General features: G+C 63.5%; 14 protein-coding genes. 8 read left to right on the forward strand and 6 right to left on the reverse strand.

Annotated elements, in window-relative coordinates:
- Window positions 1–42 precede the first annotated feature (42 nt).
- The 7 genes from NDO48_RS13945 to NDO48_RS13975 all read left to right on the forward strand — a co-directional run bounded on the left by NDO48_RS13945 (window position 43) and on the right by NDO48_RS13975 (window position 5,834).
- Window positions 43–807, forward strand: a complete 765-nt coding sequence (locus tag NDO48_RS13945; protein WP_018427911.1) for an SDR family NAD(P)-dependent oxidoreductase — start codon at window positions 43–45, stop codon at window positions 805–807.
- A 121-nt stretch (window positions 808–928) separates the two neighbouring features.
- A complete protein-coding gene (locus NDO48_RS13950; RefSeq protein ID WP_018427910.1) occupies window positions 929–1,996 on the forward strand; it encodes an NAD(P)H-dependent flavin oxidoreductase in 1,068 nt (355 codons plus the stop codon).
- 15 nt (window positions 1,997–2,011) lie between these two features.
- Window positions 2,012–2,770: an enoyl-CoA hydratase family protein gene (locus tag NDO48_RS13955; protein ID WP_267321660.1), complete on the forward strand. Its 759-nt coding sequence runs from the start codon at window positions 2,012–2,014 to the stop codon at window positions 2,768–2,770.
- Window positions 2,771–2,790: 20 nt separating this feature from the next.
- Window positions 2,791–3,591, forward strand: a complete 801-nt coding sequence (locus tag NDO48_RS13960) for an SDR family oxidoreductase (protein ID WP_018427908.1) — start codon at window positions 2,791–2,793, stop codon at window positions 3,589–3,591.
- A gap of 2 nt (window positions 3,592–3,593) precedes the next feature.
- Window positions 3,594–4,052, forward strand: a complete 459-nt coding sequence (locus NDO48_RS13965; protein WP_018427907.1) for a MaoC family dehydratase — start codon at window positions 3,594–3,596, stop codon at window positions 4,050–4,052.
- Between the two features lie 32 nt (window positions 4,053–4,084).
- Window positions 4,085–4,720: a nuclear transport factor 2 family protein gene (locus NDO48_RS13970; RefSeq protein WP_267321661.1), complete on the forward strand. Its 636-nt coding sequence runs from the start codon at window positions 4,085–4,087 to the stop codon at window positions 4,718–4,720.
- On the forward strand, window positions 4,701–5,834 hold the full coding sequence (locus NDO48_RS13975; protein WP_267321674.1) for an NADH:flavin oxidoreductase: 1,134 nt from the start codon (window positions 4,701–4,703) through the stop codon (window positions 5,832–5,834). Before NDO48_RS13970 ends, NDO48_RS13975 begins: the two co-directional genes overlap by 20 nt.
- 138 nt (window positions 5,835–5,972) lie before the next feature.
- Here NDO48_RS13975 and NDO48_RS13980 read toward each other — a convergent pair whose 3' ends face one another.
- From NDO48_RS13980 to NDO48_RS14005, 6 genes are all read right to left on the reverse strand, one after another.
- Complete coding sequence (locus NDO48_RS13980; RefSeq protein ID WP_267321662.1) at window positions 5,973–7,040, reverse strand: helix-turn-helix transcriptional regulator; 1,068 nt, start codon at window positions 7,038–7,040, stop codon at window positions 5,973–5,975.
- Window positions 7,041–7,447: 407 nt separating this feature from the next.
- Entirely contained in the window at window positions 7,448–8,617 is a 1,170-nt protein-coding gene (locus NDO48_RS13985) for an ABC transporter substrate-binding protein (RefSeq protein ID WP_018427903.1), read from the reverse strand.
- A gap of 185 nt (window positions 8,618–8,802) precedes the next feature.
- A complete protein-coding gene (locus tag NDO48_RS13990) occupies window positions 8,803–10,047 on the reverse strand; it encodes a multidrug effflux MFS transporter (protein ID WP_018427902.1) in 1,245 nt (414 codons plus the stop codon).
- A 173-nt stretch (window positions 10,048–10,220) separates the two neighbouring features.
- Complete coding sequence (rimO, locus tag NDO48_RS13995; protein WP_018427901.1) at window positions 10,221–11,537, reverse strand: 30S ribosomal protein S12 methylthiotransferase RimO; 1,317 nt, start codon at window positions 11,535–11,537, stop codon at window positions 10,221–10,223.
- A gap of 199 nt (window positions 11,538–11,736) precedes the next feature.
- Window positions 11,737–12,432: a TerC family protein gene (locus NDO48_RS14000; RefSeq protein ID WP_018427900.1), complete on the reverse strand. Its 696-nt coding sequence runs from the start codon at window positions 12,430–12,432 to the stop codon at window positions 11,737–11,739.
- 184 nt (window positions 12,433–12,616) lie between these two features.
- Entirely contained in the window at window positions 12,617–12,961 is a 345-nt protein-coding gene (locus NDO48_RS14005; protein WP_018427899.1) for a hypothetical protein, read from the reverse strand.
- 303 nt (window positions 12,962–13,264) lie between these two features.
- On the opposite strand from NDO48_RS14005, the gene NDO48_RS14010 reads away from it, so the two are divergent.
- On the forward strand, window positions 13,265–14,395 hold the full coding sequence (locus NDO48_RS14010; RefSeq protein WP_018427898.1) for an efflux RND transporter periplasmic adaptor subunit: 1,131 nt from the start codon (window positions 13,265–13,267) through the stop codon (window positions 14,393–14,395).
- Window positions 14,396–14,400: the final 5 nt, after the last annotated feature.

Genomic DNA, 14,400 nt, shown 5'->3' on the forward strand with positions numbered 1-14,400 from the left:
CCAATCAGTTCACAGACCAGCATTTCCGCAGGGAGGGAAAGCATGACTGACCAGAGACAATTCGCCGGCAAGATTGCCGTCGTCACCGGCGCCGGCAACGGCATCGGCCGGGCCGCAGCGATCGCTTATGCCCAGGAAGGCGCCGATGTCGCGATCCTCGACCGCGAGGCCGAAGCACTGGCCGAAACCGCCGAACTGGTGCGCGCCCACAAGGTCAAGGCGCTGGCCTTGGTCGGCGACATGACAAGCCAGGAGGTGGTGACAGACAGCTTTGCCCGGATCAAGCGCGAGCTCGGGCCGATCGACATGCTGCTCAACAACATCGGCCAGACCGCCCGCGAGAACTATTCGGAGTTCTGGCAGGCCAAGCCCGAGACGCTGCAGTTCGTCGTTGGCGTGTCGCTGATGACGACGCTGATGTGCACGCGCCAGGTGGTCGAGGACATGCGCGAGCGGCGCTCGGGCAAGATCGTGTCGATCTCGTCGGATTCGGCGATGAACGGCGACATCGGCACCGTCGACTACGCCTCGGCCAAGGCAGGCGTGCTCGGTTTCACCCGTGCGCTTGCCCGCGAGCTCGGGCCCTTCAAGGTCAACGTCAACGCCGTGTGCCCCGGTCCGACCAACACGCGCGCCATGCAGCGCATCCCCAAGGATGCCTATGAACGCGCCAAGAACATGATCCCGCTCGGCGAGCTCAGCGAGCCGGAAGACATTGCAAACGCAGTGATTTTCCTATCGAGCGAGAAGTCGCGTTTCATCACCGGCCAGACGCTGATGGTCAATGGCGGACGCGTCTTCTACTGATCGTTTTCGTTAGTTCATTCAGACGATGTTCCAGTTTGTGCGGCGCATCATTTGAAACAAGACAGTGCGATCGCCCAAGAGAAGCGGGCGGTCGCCGGAACTTCAGCCAGAGAGAATGCCCATGAACCTGCATACCGTCCTGTGCGAACGCCTCGGCAGCCGCTATCCGGTGGTGCAGACGGCCATGGGCTGGGTCGCCGACGCCAATCTCACCGCTGCGACCTGCAATGCCGGCGGCTTCGGCTTCTTTGCCGGTGCGACCACCGAGCCAGGCGACGTCGAGAACCAGATCCTCGCCATCAAGTCGAAGACCGACCGTCCGTTCGGTGTCAATTTCCACATGTTCCAGCCCAACGCCGAGGAAGTCATCTCGGTGGTCATCAAGCACAAGGTGCGCGCCGTCAGCTACGGCCGTGGGCCCGACGCCAAGACGATCAAGCGGCTGAAGGATGCCGGCGTCGTCTGCATGCCGACGGTGGGTGCGGTCAAGCACGCGGTCAAGGCGGTCGAACTCGGTGCCGACATCATCACCGTCCAGGGCGGCGAGGGCGGTGGCCATACAGGTGCCGTGCCGACGACCATCCTGTTGCCGCAGGTGCTCGACGCGGTGAAGGTTCCTGTCGTTGCCGCCGGCGGCTTCTTTGACGGGCGCGGCCTTGCAGCGGCGCTCGGCTATGGTGCTGCGGGCATCGCCATGGGCACGCGCTTCCTGATGACCAAGGAATCGCCAGTTCCCCGTTCCGCGCTTGACCGCTACCTCGCCACCAAGGATCCGACGCTGATCCGCACCACCACCGCCGTCGACGGCCTGCCGCAGCGCTTCATCGAGAACGCCGAGATCAAGCGGCTCGAAAGCATGGGCCTGCCGGCGCGGCTAGCCATGAGCATGAAATACGCCCGCCAATGGGGCAAGGAGAGCGGGCTGGGGCCCATCGCCATGGCCAAGCTTGGTCTCAAGGTGCTGTCGAGCGGCGAGAACAGCTTCGCCCAGACCGTGATGGCGCCGAACCTGCCGACGTTGGTGCAGCGCGGCGTGGTCGAGGGCAACACCGAAACCGGCCTGCTGCCATCCGGCCAGGCCGCAGCCATGATCGACAAGCTCGAAAGCTGCGAAGAGCTGATCGCCCGCATCGTCAGCGAGGCGGAAGCGCGGCTCAAGGCCGTCTCGGCGCTCGTCGCCGCCAACTGATTGGAGAGATTTTCGATGAGCGACCAATTTTGGACCAAGATCGAGGACGGCATTGCCGAGCTCGTGATCGAGAATGCGCCTGTGAATGCGCTCGACAGCGTCGGCTGGCGCACGCTTTCGCAGGAGATCGACGCGCTCAACGCCAATGCCGACGTTCGCGTGATCGTCATCCGCGCCGAGGGCAGGGGCTTTTGCGCCGGCGTGGATATCAAGGAGTTGCAGAAGTACCCTGAGCGCATCCCTGAGGTGAACGCCGGCAACTGGGAAACCTTCCGCGCCATCCATCGCGGCCTGAAGCCGGTGATCGTGGCAGCCCATGGCTACATTCTCGGCGGCGGCATCGGTATCTGCGGGTCGGCCGACATCATCCTGTGCTCGCCTGACGCGACTTTCGGTGTGCCCGAGGTAGATCGCGGCGCGCTCGGAGCAGGTGCCCACCTGCAGCGCCTGTTCCCGGTGCAGAAGGTTCGCCAGATGTATTTCACCGGCGAGCCGATCGATGCGGCGGAAGCCTATCGCCTTGGCGCGGTCGAGAAGGTGGTGCCGCGTGAGGAACTGCGCGACGCTGCCATCAAGCTCGCCAAGACCATCGCCGCCAAGAGCGCGATCATGATCCGTCTCGCCAAAGAGGCGCTGAACGGCATCGAAGATGGCGATCTCGAAAAGAAATACCGCTGGGAGCAGGGGTTCACTGCCCAGGCCTATCTCACCCAGGAATCGCAGGAGGCGCGCGACGCCTTCGTCGGCAAGCGCGACGCCGACTTCAAGAAATAACCAGACCAGGACGCCCCGACATGACTGCCACCAAGATCCTTCCCGCCCCGCCCTATGTCGAAGGCCATGGCCTGCTCAAGGGCCGCTCGGTGCTCATCACCGCGGCCGCCGGTGTCGGCATCGGTTTTGCCGCCGCCCGCAAGGCGATCGAGGAAGGCTGCCGCGCCATCATGATCTCCGACGTTCACGAGCGTCGCCTGGCGGAAGCTGCGGCGAAGCTGCGCGAATTCTCGCCAACCGTCGAGATCTACAGCCAGCTCTGCAACGTCACCGACGAGGGGCAGGTGCAGGCGCTGGTGGACGCTGCAGAAGACAAGCTCGGCGGCATCGACGTGCTGATCAACAATGCCGGTCTCGGCGGCCTCAAGCCTGTGGTCGAGATGACTGACCAGGAATGGAACCTGGTGCTCGACGTGACCCTGACCGGCACGATGCGCATGACCCGCGCAGCACTCAAGAAGATGCAGCCGCGCGGCAAGGGCGCCATCGTCAACAACGCCTCCGTGCTTGGCTGGCGCGCCCAGAAAGGCCAATCGCATTATGCCGCGGCCAAGGCAGGCGTCATGGCCTTCACCCGCTGCTCGGCGGTTGAAGCTGCCGAATACGGCATCCGCATCAACGCAGTGTCGCCGTCGATTGCCATGCACGACTTCCTCAAGAAGTCAGCGCCGCAGGAGCAACTCGATGCGCTTACCAGCCTCGAGGCTTTCGGCCGCGCGGCGGAAGTGTGGGAAATCGCCAATGTCATGATGTTCCTCGCTAGCGATTATGCCGGCTACATGGTTGGCGAGATCGTTTCCGTCTCCAGCCAGAGGGCCTGACGATGGGCCTCGTCTTCTCCTCGCCCGACGAGGCGGTGGCAGCGATCGGCCAGAACCTCGGCGCGACCGACTGGATAACCATCGACCAGGCGCGCATCGACATGTTCGCTGAGGCGACCGGTGACCACCAGTGGATCCATGTCGACCCGGCGCGCGCCAAGGACGGCCCGTTCGGCGGCACCGTTGCGCATGGCTGCCTGACGTTTTCGCTGATCAACGGCTTCCTGCCGGACCTGTTCAAGGCCGAGGGCATGAAGATGGGCATCAACTATGGCTGCGACCGGCTGCGCTTTCCTGCCCCTGTGCCGGTCAATTCCAGGGTCCGGGCGACGGGCGAGCTCGTCAATGCGGAGTTCCTGCCGGGCAATGCCGTGCAGACGACGGTGCGCGTAACCATCGAGATCGAAGGCTCGGTCAAGCCGGGCTGCGTCGCCGACATGGTCGGCCGCTACTACTTCTGAAGCGCCGAGCGCTTCAGCCACCGGAGGTGACAATGGACAAGACTGGTGACGCGCAGGCGGAGATCCTGGCGCGGCTGGACAGGCTCGAGTCGCGCGACGAGATCCGCCAGCTGATTTCCAAATATTCGCTGGCGCTAGACATGCGCGACATGAACGCGATGGCCTCGCTGTTTGCGCCCGACGTCAAGGTCGGCGGCGGCAAGTCGGGCAGGGCGGCCCTGCGCGACTGGCTCGACGAGACGATGCGCAAGCAGTTCGACGGCACCTCGCATCACGTCGGCTCGACCATCATCGAGTTCGTCGACGCCGACAATGCGGTGGGGGTCGTCTACTCGAAGAACGAGCACGAATGCGGCGCCGAGTGGGTCATCATGCAGATGATGTATTACGACCGCTACGAGCGCATCGACGGCCGCTGGTTCTTCCGCCGCCGCCAGCCACTCTATTGGTATGCCACCGACCTCAACAAGCCACCGGTCGGCTCGCGCAAGATGCGTTGGCCTGGCCGTGAGCCCTATGAGGGCTCATTCCATGAGCTGTTTCCGTCCTGGAAGGAGTTCTGGGCCCGTTCCGGCCCCGACGAAGCGCTGCCCGAGCCGGCACCGCTCGAAGCCTTCATCGAAACCATGCGCAAAGGCAATGAAATCCGTGGCAACCGTGTGCGCTGACAATCTGACCTCTGACGGGCTGATCGCCGAGAAGCTGTTCCAGCCCATCAAGCTCGGCGGCCTGGAGCTTTCCAACCGCATCGCGATGGCGCCGATGTCGCGCTATTTCTGCGCCGATGGCGTGCCGCACGAGAAGGTGCAGGCCTATTATTCACGCCGGGCGCTGAACCAGGTCGGGCTGATCATCACCGAGGCGACCTATATCGGCCATCCGACCGCGCCGAGCTATGAAGGCGTGCCAAACTTCCATGGCGAGGCGGCGTTGGCCGGCTGGGCCAAGGTCCGGGCGGCCGTGCATGCCGCCGGCGGCAAGATCTTCCCGCAGCTGTGGCACACCGGCAGCTTCCGCAACTCCGCCATGGCGCCGCAACCGGGCGTGCCCGGTGTGGGGCCGTCGGAGAACCTCAATGCCTTCACCGGTCATGCCGAGCCTACCAAGGCGATGACCGAGACGGAAATCTTCGAGGTCATCGAAGCCTATGCCGAAGCTGCGCAAGCGGCGCAGCGACTGGGCTTCGACGGCGTCGAGATCCACGGCGCGCATGGCTATCTGATCGACGAATTCTTCTGGGCGACATCCAACCGCCGTACCGACCGCTATGGCGGCAACCGGCGCGAGCGCACACGGTTCGCGGTCGAGGTGATTGAGGCGATGCGTGGCAGGGTCGGTCCCGACTTCCCGATCTCCTTCCGTTATTCACAGTGGAAGCAGCAGGACTACAAGGCGATGCTGGGCGAGACGCCAGCCGAGCTTGCCGAAGTTCTGGAGCCACTGGTCGATGCCGGCGTCAGCATCCTGCACTGCTCGACGCGCCGCATGTGGGAACCGGGCTTTGCGGCCGAAAACGACATGACGCTTGCCGGTTGGACGAAGAAAATCACCGGGCTTCCGGTGATTGCAGTCGGTGGCGTCGGTCTCGACCGGCCGGGCCTCAATGTTGCCGAGGTCGCGCCACTTGACGTGATCGAGAAGCCACTGGCGCGGGACGAGTTCGACATCCTTGCAGTCGGGCGAGCGCTGCTGGCCGATCCGGCCTGGGCGGTGAAGGTCAAGCAGGGCCGGACCGATGAGGGTGTCGGCTACACGAAGGAACAGCTGAAGTCGCTGTTCTGACAGAAAGGCGCCGGCTTCGGCGCTTTTTTGTTTGTGGCGGCACTCGACATCAGCCTTTTCCAGACAAAAAGGAAGCGCCGGGGACTTTGTCCGCCGGCGCTTTCAGTTTGGGTCGACAGGAAGCTGGGAGGATACCTGTCAGGCCGCCTGGCGCGGCCCGTGGCCGAGGATGACGGCGCTGTTCAGCACCAGCCGCACCAGTTCGGTCTGGCGCGTGATGCCGCTCTTGGAGAAGATCGAGCGCAGATGGGCGCGCGCGGTGTTGCGGGAGATGTCGAGCGAGGTGGCGGCGTCTTCGAGCGACAGACCAGCGGTGAGGCGGCGGGCGACGGCGGCTTCGGCCGGCGTCAGGTCGAACAGCTGGCGGACCAGGTCGCCTTCAACCTCGGGGTTTGCCTCGGGGTCGCGGATGTAGACCGCTACAGCCGAATTCGCCGCCGCGGCATTGTCCTTGCTGCCGCGGATCGGTCGCACGATGACGCCGAGATTGCGCGAACCCGACTGCTTGGTCAGCGAGAGGCCGCGCGACATCGTGCCCTCGTCGTCGGCCGCCAACTGCATGGCGGCGTTGACCACGGTCTGAAAGTCGCGGTCCTCCTTGGCCGAGGTGGCGCGCAGCTTGTTGCCCTGGATCTGCAGGCCGTCGCGCGCCTCGAGCAGGCGGCTCGCGGCATCGGAAGCGCGGATGATCTTGCCGGAATGGTCGAGGATGACGACACCGACATAGAGCTTGTCCATGACGTCGGAATAGAGCCGGCGCTCGACCTCGGTAGCGCCCATGCGCCAGGACGTTTCGACGCCGCGAGCGAGCTGGGACACAAGGATTTCACAGACCGAGGCTGCATCGTCGTCGAACTTGGCGCCTGAACGGTCGCGGAAGAGCCAGAGCGTGTAGCGGGCGGTGTCGTCAACAGGGACATAGGTGGCCGACATCGGTTGGCAACGCTCGGACAGATAGGCGAGCTGCGCCGGTCGCGTGAGGGCAGCACCGGCGCTGTCGGTCATCTGCTCGTCGATCTCGGTGAAGGCGTAGTAGGTTTCACCGGTGCGCAGACGGTCCTCAATCACCAGGACCGCGGCATAAGCGTCGAACTGCTCGCGGACCAGCTCAAGCGAGCTGCGCAGCGGCTTGCCGTTCATGAGGCTGTCGGAAACGCGATTGAGGAATTGGCCGAATTCGACGATCGATCTGGCGTGAAAGGTCAAGGCAGGAGCTCCCAATATCCGCCGCACGGCGCGAAGGGCGTGCGGAACCAGTGCCCGGCGGCGAGTGCACGCCAGGAGGTCATAAGTTGGATTTTCATGGCTAGGGCCTTAGGCCCAGGCGCCGGCGTATCAGGACGGAGGGAGGAAACCTCGTCGGGCAACATACCGGACCGACGACGACGCAGTTGTCATGCTGATGATGCTTGAACCGGCCATCGCGCTTCCTCCCGAATGCGAAATGCTTAACGTCGACAGTTATGTCACTAAATTGACACCTCGTCAAATCTGAAATGGCCTGCGTGAAATTTTTGACACGGTGTCAGCAGTGGATATGTCTTGAGCACCCTGCAAACAAAACGGGCCGGGTCTTGCGACCCGGCCCGCTCGATCAGGAATGGCTGAAAGGATCAGGCGCCGCAGTCGGCGCGCTCGACTAGACCGTCTTCACGCGGCTTGTAGGGGTTCTTCACCACCTTGATTGACTCAGGTGCCGGCAGGAAGTGGCTCTTGTCGCTGGCCTGGATCGGACCGGTCAGCATCTTGACCGTCGAAGCATTCGCCTGCAGCCAGGCAGCGATCGACTCGCCGTCGGTCTTGCCCGAGCCATTGATGGCAGCAGCGAGTACGATCGGCTGGATGTAGTAGGGGATCAGCGCGGAGGCGCCGCCCATGCGATCGACGTCGGCGACCTGCTCCTTGGCGCGCTTGGCAAACTTGGCGAAGGCATTTTCGCCGACAGGGTCGCTCGGGCAGTAGGTCATGCCGACGAACTGCACGCTGTAGACGTCCTTGAAGGCCTCTTCGCCGACCACGGCGACGTTGCCGACGGCGTAGTTGGTCATCGTCTGATTGGCGAGAACCGGCACGTCCCAACCGATGTCGGCGCGGTTTTCGAGCAGCTTGCGCGAATCGTCGCCGATCGAGTTGATCAGAAGGATCGCCTCGGCGCCCGAGCTGCGCATCTGGAACAGCTGCGGGGTCATGTCCTCGGTGCGGAAGGCGAATTCCTGCACCGCGGTCGGTTCGACGCCCTTGGACTTGAGGTAGTCGACGATCTCGACCACGGCAGCCTTCGACATGCCGCCATTGTCGGAAATCAGCGCCAGCTTCTTGAGCTTCAACACGTCGATGGCGAAGTCGATGTTCGGCTTCATCTGGTTCAGGCCGGTGACCGAACCCGAGAAGTGGAACGGACCGGCCTCAGGCGTCAACTGGGTCGAGGCCGCCGAAGATACCTGGGCGATCTTCTTTTCGCTGGCAACCGGAACGACCGGGATGGTCTCCTGGCTGGTGGCCGGACCGACAAGAGCCTGGACCTTTTCGTTCTCAATCAGGCGACGCACTTCTGCGACCGCATGTGTCGGGTCGGTCATGGTGTCGCCGAGGACCAGTTCAGCCTTCTTGCCGAGAATGCCGCCAGCGGCATTGATGTCCTCGATGGCCAGCCTCCAGCCCACCTCTGCCGTCTTGCCGATCGAGGCACCGCCGCCGGTCATCGACATGATGCCGCCGATCTTGACGACCTCCTGTGCCTGCGAAATGCCTGCCGACAGGGCAAGGGCGGCCACCGAAACCATTCCGATGGCTGTGCGACGGGAAATGGAACTATTCCATTGGAAGTGCATGCGTATCTCCTCCGCTTACTTCGACCGATAAGCAGTCACGGCCATGTGTTCGAAGCATCGTCCGCTTGGACGATGGAGCGGGTGGCGGAGGTGAATTCGTATCAGTTGGCGCTAACAAATGCTCAGGTTGCACCACGTCAGCGTGGCGGCGCTTTCCTGGACACGACGGCGCGGGCGAGGGCGGGCTCCGGCAGCCTGCGCCAGGCGAGCCACGCCAGCACCGCGCCGAGCCCCATCAACGGGACGACGACGGACATGCCGAGCATAGCGTCTCCGAGCAATCCGGCAACGACGGTGCCCAGCAGCCCGCTGCCCATCTGCAGGAACCCGCTCAGCGAGGCGGCCGCTCCTGCGTTGTCGGGAAAGGCAGCGACAGTCGCGGCAGACATGGCCGGCATGACGAAGGAGTTGCCGAAGACGAACATCGCCATGGGGATCATCACCGAGGCAAAAGTGGGCTGATAGAGGCCGAGGAAAACAGCCATGGCCGCCGCCCCCAGGCCGCTGATCGCCAGTCCGACCGGCACCATGCGATAGGCGCCATAGCGCGGAATGAGGTTGCGCATGACCAGCGAGCCCGAGATGAAGCTGGCGGACTGGAACAGCATGGCCAGACCGAACTGCGCTGGGGTGAGCCCCAGCCGGTCCATCAGGATGAAGGGCAGGACCGTTGCCTGGGTATAATAGGCACCCAGCGTGCCAGCGATGACCAGGCTCGAATACAGGAAATAGCCGCTCCCGAGCAGCTTTCCGTACGTTTGAACTACAACCCGCGGCCGCACGCGACTCGGGTCGCGCTCGACGGTCTCGACGAGCGCAAAGCGAACCGTCAGAAGTGCCGCGACACCCATCAGAAACATGATCGAAAAGATCGCGTGCCAGCCGGCGAACTCCATCACCAACCCGCCGACGGTCGGGGCAAGGGCGGGAGCCAGCGCCAGTATCAGCGTGATCAGGTTGAGGATGCGCGCCGACTGCTCGTGGGCAAAAAGGTCCCGCACGATGGCGCGCGACAGCGACAGCCCGACCGCCGCACCCGCGCCCTGCAGCAGCCGTGACAGGATCAGCACGTCGATGGAGGGGGCCACCAGAGCCCCCAGGCTGCCGATGAGGTAGATGCCCAGAAAGACCAGCGTCACCGGCTTGCGGCCATAGCCGTCCGACAACGGGCCGCAGACCAGTTGGGTGAGTGCGAAGCCTGCGAAATAGAGCCCCAGCGTCATCTTGACCGCCTCTTCGGTCGTGCCGAAGGCGTGGACGATTTCGGGCATTGCCGGCGTGAACAGAGACAGCGAGGCAGGGCCGAGGCCGGCAAGAACGGCACCGACGATGGTGACGCGCCGCTCGCTCATGATCGGGCGGTCTTCCTGGTCTGATGTCATGGCGCTGGTCCCAGCTGGAAGGATGGCAGGCGCCTGTGCGGCAGAGTGCCTGTCTCCAGATCGAACCAGACCCGGCAAAGGTCATCCGTCATACGGACTAGCGCCGGGATTAATCGGTTGCGCGTCGCTCAAAAGAAAAGGGCCGCTGTTGGCGGCCCTTCGTGTCGGAAAGCTCAGACGGCGGAGCCGTAGAGATCGTAGGGATCGGAACGTTCGACCTTGACGGTGACGATGTCGCCGACGCGCAGCGGGCGGCGCGACTGGATGTGGACCGAACCGTCGATCTCGGGCGCATCGTACTTGGTGCGGCCCTTGGCTGACGTACCATTGGCTTCGTCGATGATGACGGGCAGGCGCTTGCCGACCTTCTTGGCCTGTGCGGCGGCCGAGATCTTCTGCTGGCGCTGCATGAACCGGTGCCAGCGGGCTTCCTTGACCTCTTCAGGCACCTGCTCGAGGCCGAGGTCGTTGGAACGCGCGCCCTTGACCGGCTCGTATTTGAAACAGCCGGCGCGATCGATCTTGGCCTCGTCGATCCAGTCGAGCAGCATCTCGAAGTCTTCCTCTGTTTCACCAGGGAATCCGACGATGAAGGTCGAGCGGATGGCGAGGTCAGGGCAGACATCGCGCCAGCCGCGGATGCGCTCGAGTGCCTTTTCGCCATGGGCGGGACGGCGCATGTTCTTGAGCACCTGCGGCGAGGCATGCTGGAAGGGAATGTCAAGATAGGGAAGGATCTTGCCCTCGGCCATCAGCGGGATGACGTCGGCGACATGCGGGTAGGGGTAGACATAGTGCATGCGCACCCAGATGCCGAGTTCGCCGAGCTCCTGCGACAGGTCGAGGAATTTGGCGCGGACCTCGCGCTCTTTCCAGACGCTGGTGGCATATTTGACGTCGATGCCGTAGGCGCTGGTGTCCTGAGAGATGACCAGCAGTTCCTTGACGCCTGCGTTCGCCAGCTTCTCGGCCTCGCGCAGCACGTCGGCCGCCGGACGCGAGACGAGGTCACCGCGCAGGTCGGGGATGATGCAGAAGGTGCAGCGGTTGTTGCAGCCCTCGGAAATCTTGAGATAGGCATAGTGGCGCGGGGTAAGCTTGACGCCCTGCGGCGGCACAAGATCGGTGAACGGGTCATGCGCCGGCGGCGCGGCCTCGTGGACGGCGGCCATGACGCTTTCATAGGCCTGCGGGCCGGTGATGGCGAAGACGTTGGGGTGCTTCTCTCGGATCAGCTCGGGCGTGGCGCCCATGCAGCCGGTGACGATGACCTTGCCGTTCTCCTTCATCGCCGTGCCGATGGCATCCAGCGACTCTGTGCGGGCGGAATCGAGGAAACCGCAGGTGTTGACCACGACGAGGTCGGCGCCGTCATGCTTGCGGGCGATCTCGTAACCTTCGGCGCGGAGCTGAGTGAGGATGCGTTCGGAATCGACAAGCGCCTTCGGGCATCCGAGGCTGACGAAGCTGACGCGGGGTGCTGCTGACATAGGCAGGTTTCCAATGGACGCGGGCCGGTTACCCATGAGGTCCGGCCCGGAAATCTGTTGATGTGTCGATCTGGCGGCTCTGAAGAGAGCTCAATTCGGGCGGCGCAATAGCACAGATCGCAGCGCAAGCAAACCGGCTGATCGCCACATGCGGAAAGGGCCGGATTGCTCCGGCCCCCTTTGGTCTGTTGCTCCAGCCTCAGTGGGCGGGGGCTCGGTGTCCGCCGAACCACTGGCTGAGGAAGCCGAACTGGTCCGGGAACTGGTCAACCGCACCGTCGAGCAGCATCTTGATGGCGACATAGAGAATGATCAGCAGGCCGATATAGGCGATCCAGCGATAGCGGTGCAGCAGGCGAGCGACAAAGGATGCGGCAAAGCCCATCAGTGCAATCGACAGCGCCAAGCCGATGATCAGAACCGTCGGATGATCCATGGCGGCGCCGGCCACGGCGAGCACGTTGTCGAGCGACATCGACACGTCGGCAATGACGATCTGCCAGGCGGCCTGCGCAAAGGTCTTGCGCGGTCCCTTGCCGGCGATCTTGCCATCCTTGTCGTAGTCGGCGTCGGAGAGCGCCTCGGTCGCCTCGTGTTCCTCCTCATGGCTGACGCGCAGCTCGCGCCACATCTTCCAGCATACCCACAGAAGCAGCAGGCCGCCGGCGATGAGGAGCATCGGACCAATTGCCAGGAGCCACTGGGTGATAAGCGCGAAACCGATGCGCAGCACGGTCGCAGCCATGATGCCGACGAGGATGGCCTTCTTGCGCTGGTCGGCGGGCAGGCCGGCGGCGGCAAGACCGATGACGATGGCGTTGTCACCGGCCAGAACAAGGTCGATGGCGATGACTTGCAGCAGGGCCGTCAAGCCGGCGGCTGTGAAAATTTCCATGTGGTGTGACCCTCTCCCGTTCGGCGTCGGGAAACGGGCTATAACGTGCGCGGGCGGCGCGTCAACCGACTAGGGTCGCGTTTGTTTGAAATAGCGCAAAACCAGGGTTTTGCTGACGCCAAGCTGACGAAATGTGGTGAAAACTGTCGAAATCGGACGGCGAGTGTTCACGCCGGCCAAGGCATCATTCGCAGGCGTAGCGCACACGGCCTGACGGACCGGTGACGGCACGGCAGGCCAGCGGCGTCGCATCGCTTGCCTGTGCCGGATTGGCCGGCCGGGCACGCGGCGAGCGCCTTGTGGGAGCCGACTGCGGATCGACAAAGCGAATTTCTTCGCTGCCGGCCGGGAAGTTGCCCGCCTGCGCCTGCTCGATGGCGGTGCGCTTCGCCTCGTCATCCTGCCAGAATCGGCGCGAGTCCATGTGCCTTGGGATGATGACCGTGCCATCCGACGATCGGCTGCAGCCGGCGACCAGCGTGGTCGACAGACAGATCGGAAGTGCGAGGGCCAAGCGCTGCAAGGTCATGATGCTTCCTCTATAACCTGCGACGCCGTGGCAAGAAAGATCGCATTTCCAGCATGTTGCAGAAGATTTTGTCGCAGGTCACGTGACGTATTTCAACCGACGCCATGGAGCGCTCCGGCAAAATTCGCACCAGCGTCGGTTGCCGCCGCGAGAGGCCAGCCCTAGCTAAGCGTGGAACGTGCCTGTTTATTGCCGCGCGAACTCCATCCCGACCAGCGATTGCGCAACATCAATGTTGCGCCCGGGGTATTGATGTAGGGCAGGCTTCGCAAGAGCAATCGTTACCTTTCGAATGGGTTGGCGATGCTGAAGCGTATGTTTGTCATGCTTGTGCTGACGGCGCTTGTTCTGGGCGGCGTCTTCGGCTTCCAGGCCTTCAAGGCCTCGATGATCCAGAAGGTGATGGCCTCCATGGCCAATCCGCCACAGACCGTGTCGACGGTGGTGGCGGGCACGCAGCAATGGCAGTCCCAGCTTGAAGCCGTCGGCAGCCTGAGGGCTGTCAACGGGGCCAATCTGAGCGCCGAGGTTTCGGGCATCGTCTCGGCGGTGCATTTCGATTCCGGCGCGGACGTCAAGAAAGACGACCTGTTGCTCGAACTGGCCTCTGCCGACGATGTCGCGCATCTGGAGGCACTGAAGGCCACTGCAGCGCTGAACAAGGTCACCTATGATCGCGACAGCAAGCTCGGCCAGACCGGTGCCGTGAGCAAGGAAGTCGTCGACACGGACCGCGGCAACATGCTCAACGCCCAGGCGCTTGCCGCCCAGCAGCAGGCGCTGGTCGACTACAAGTCGATCAAGGCACCATTTGCCGGCCGTCTCGGCATTCGCCAGGTCGACATCGGCCAATATCTGGCAGCCGGCACGACGATCGTCAGCCTGCAGCAGCTCGATCCGATCTACATCGATTTCTACGTGCCGCAGCAGGCATTGGCGGAGATCAAGGTCGGGCAGGCCATCTCGGCCAAGGTCGACACATTCCCGGACAAGACCTTTGCCGGCACGATCGCGGCGATCAACGCGCAGGTCGATACCACCACGCGCAACGTGCAGATGCGCGCCACCCTTGATAACAAGGACCTTGTTCTGCTTCCGGGGATGTTTGCGACCATCGACATCGAAGTCGCCGAGCCGCAGAAATATGTGACGCTGCCGCAGACGGCCGTCACCTACAATTCCTATGGCAACGTCGTCTATCTCATCGACGACAAGGGCAAGGATGCCGCCGGCCATCCCCAGCTCATCGCCCGACAGGTGTTCGCCACGACGGGAGCGACCCGCGGCGATCAGGTGGCGGTGCTCAGCGGCGTCAAGGACGGCGATGTCGTGGTCACGTCAGGCCAGATGAAGCTTCATAACGGCGTGCCTGTCGAAGTCGACAACTCGGTTCAGCCGACAGACAACCCACAGCCGGCCCCTACGGACAAATGATCGTT

The organism is Aminobacter sp. MET-1 (assembly GCF_026521175.1).
Classification (GTDB): Bacteria; Pseudomonadota; Alphaproteobacteria; order Rhizobiales; family Rhizobiaceae; genus Aminobacter.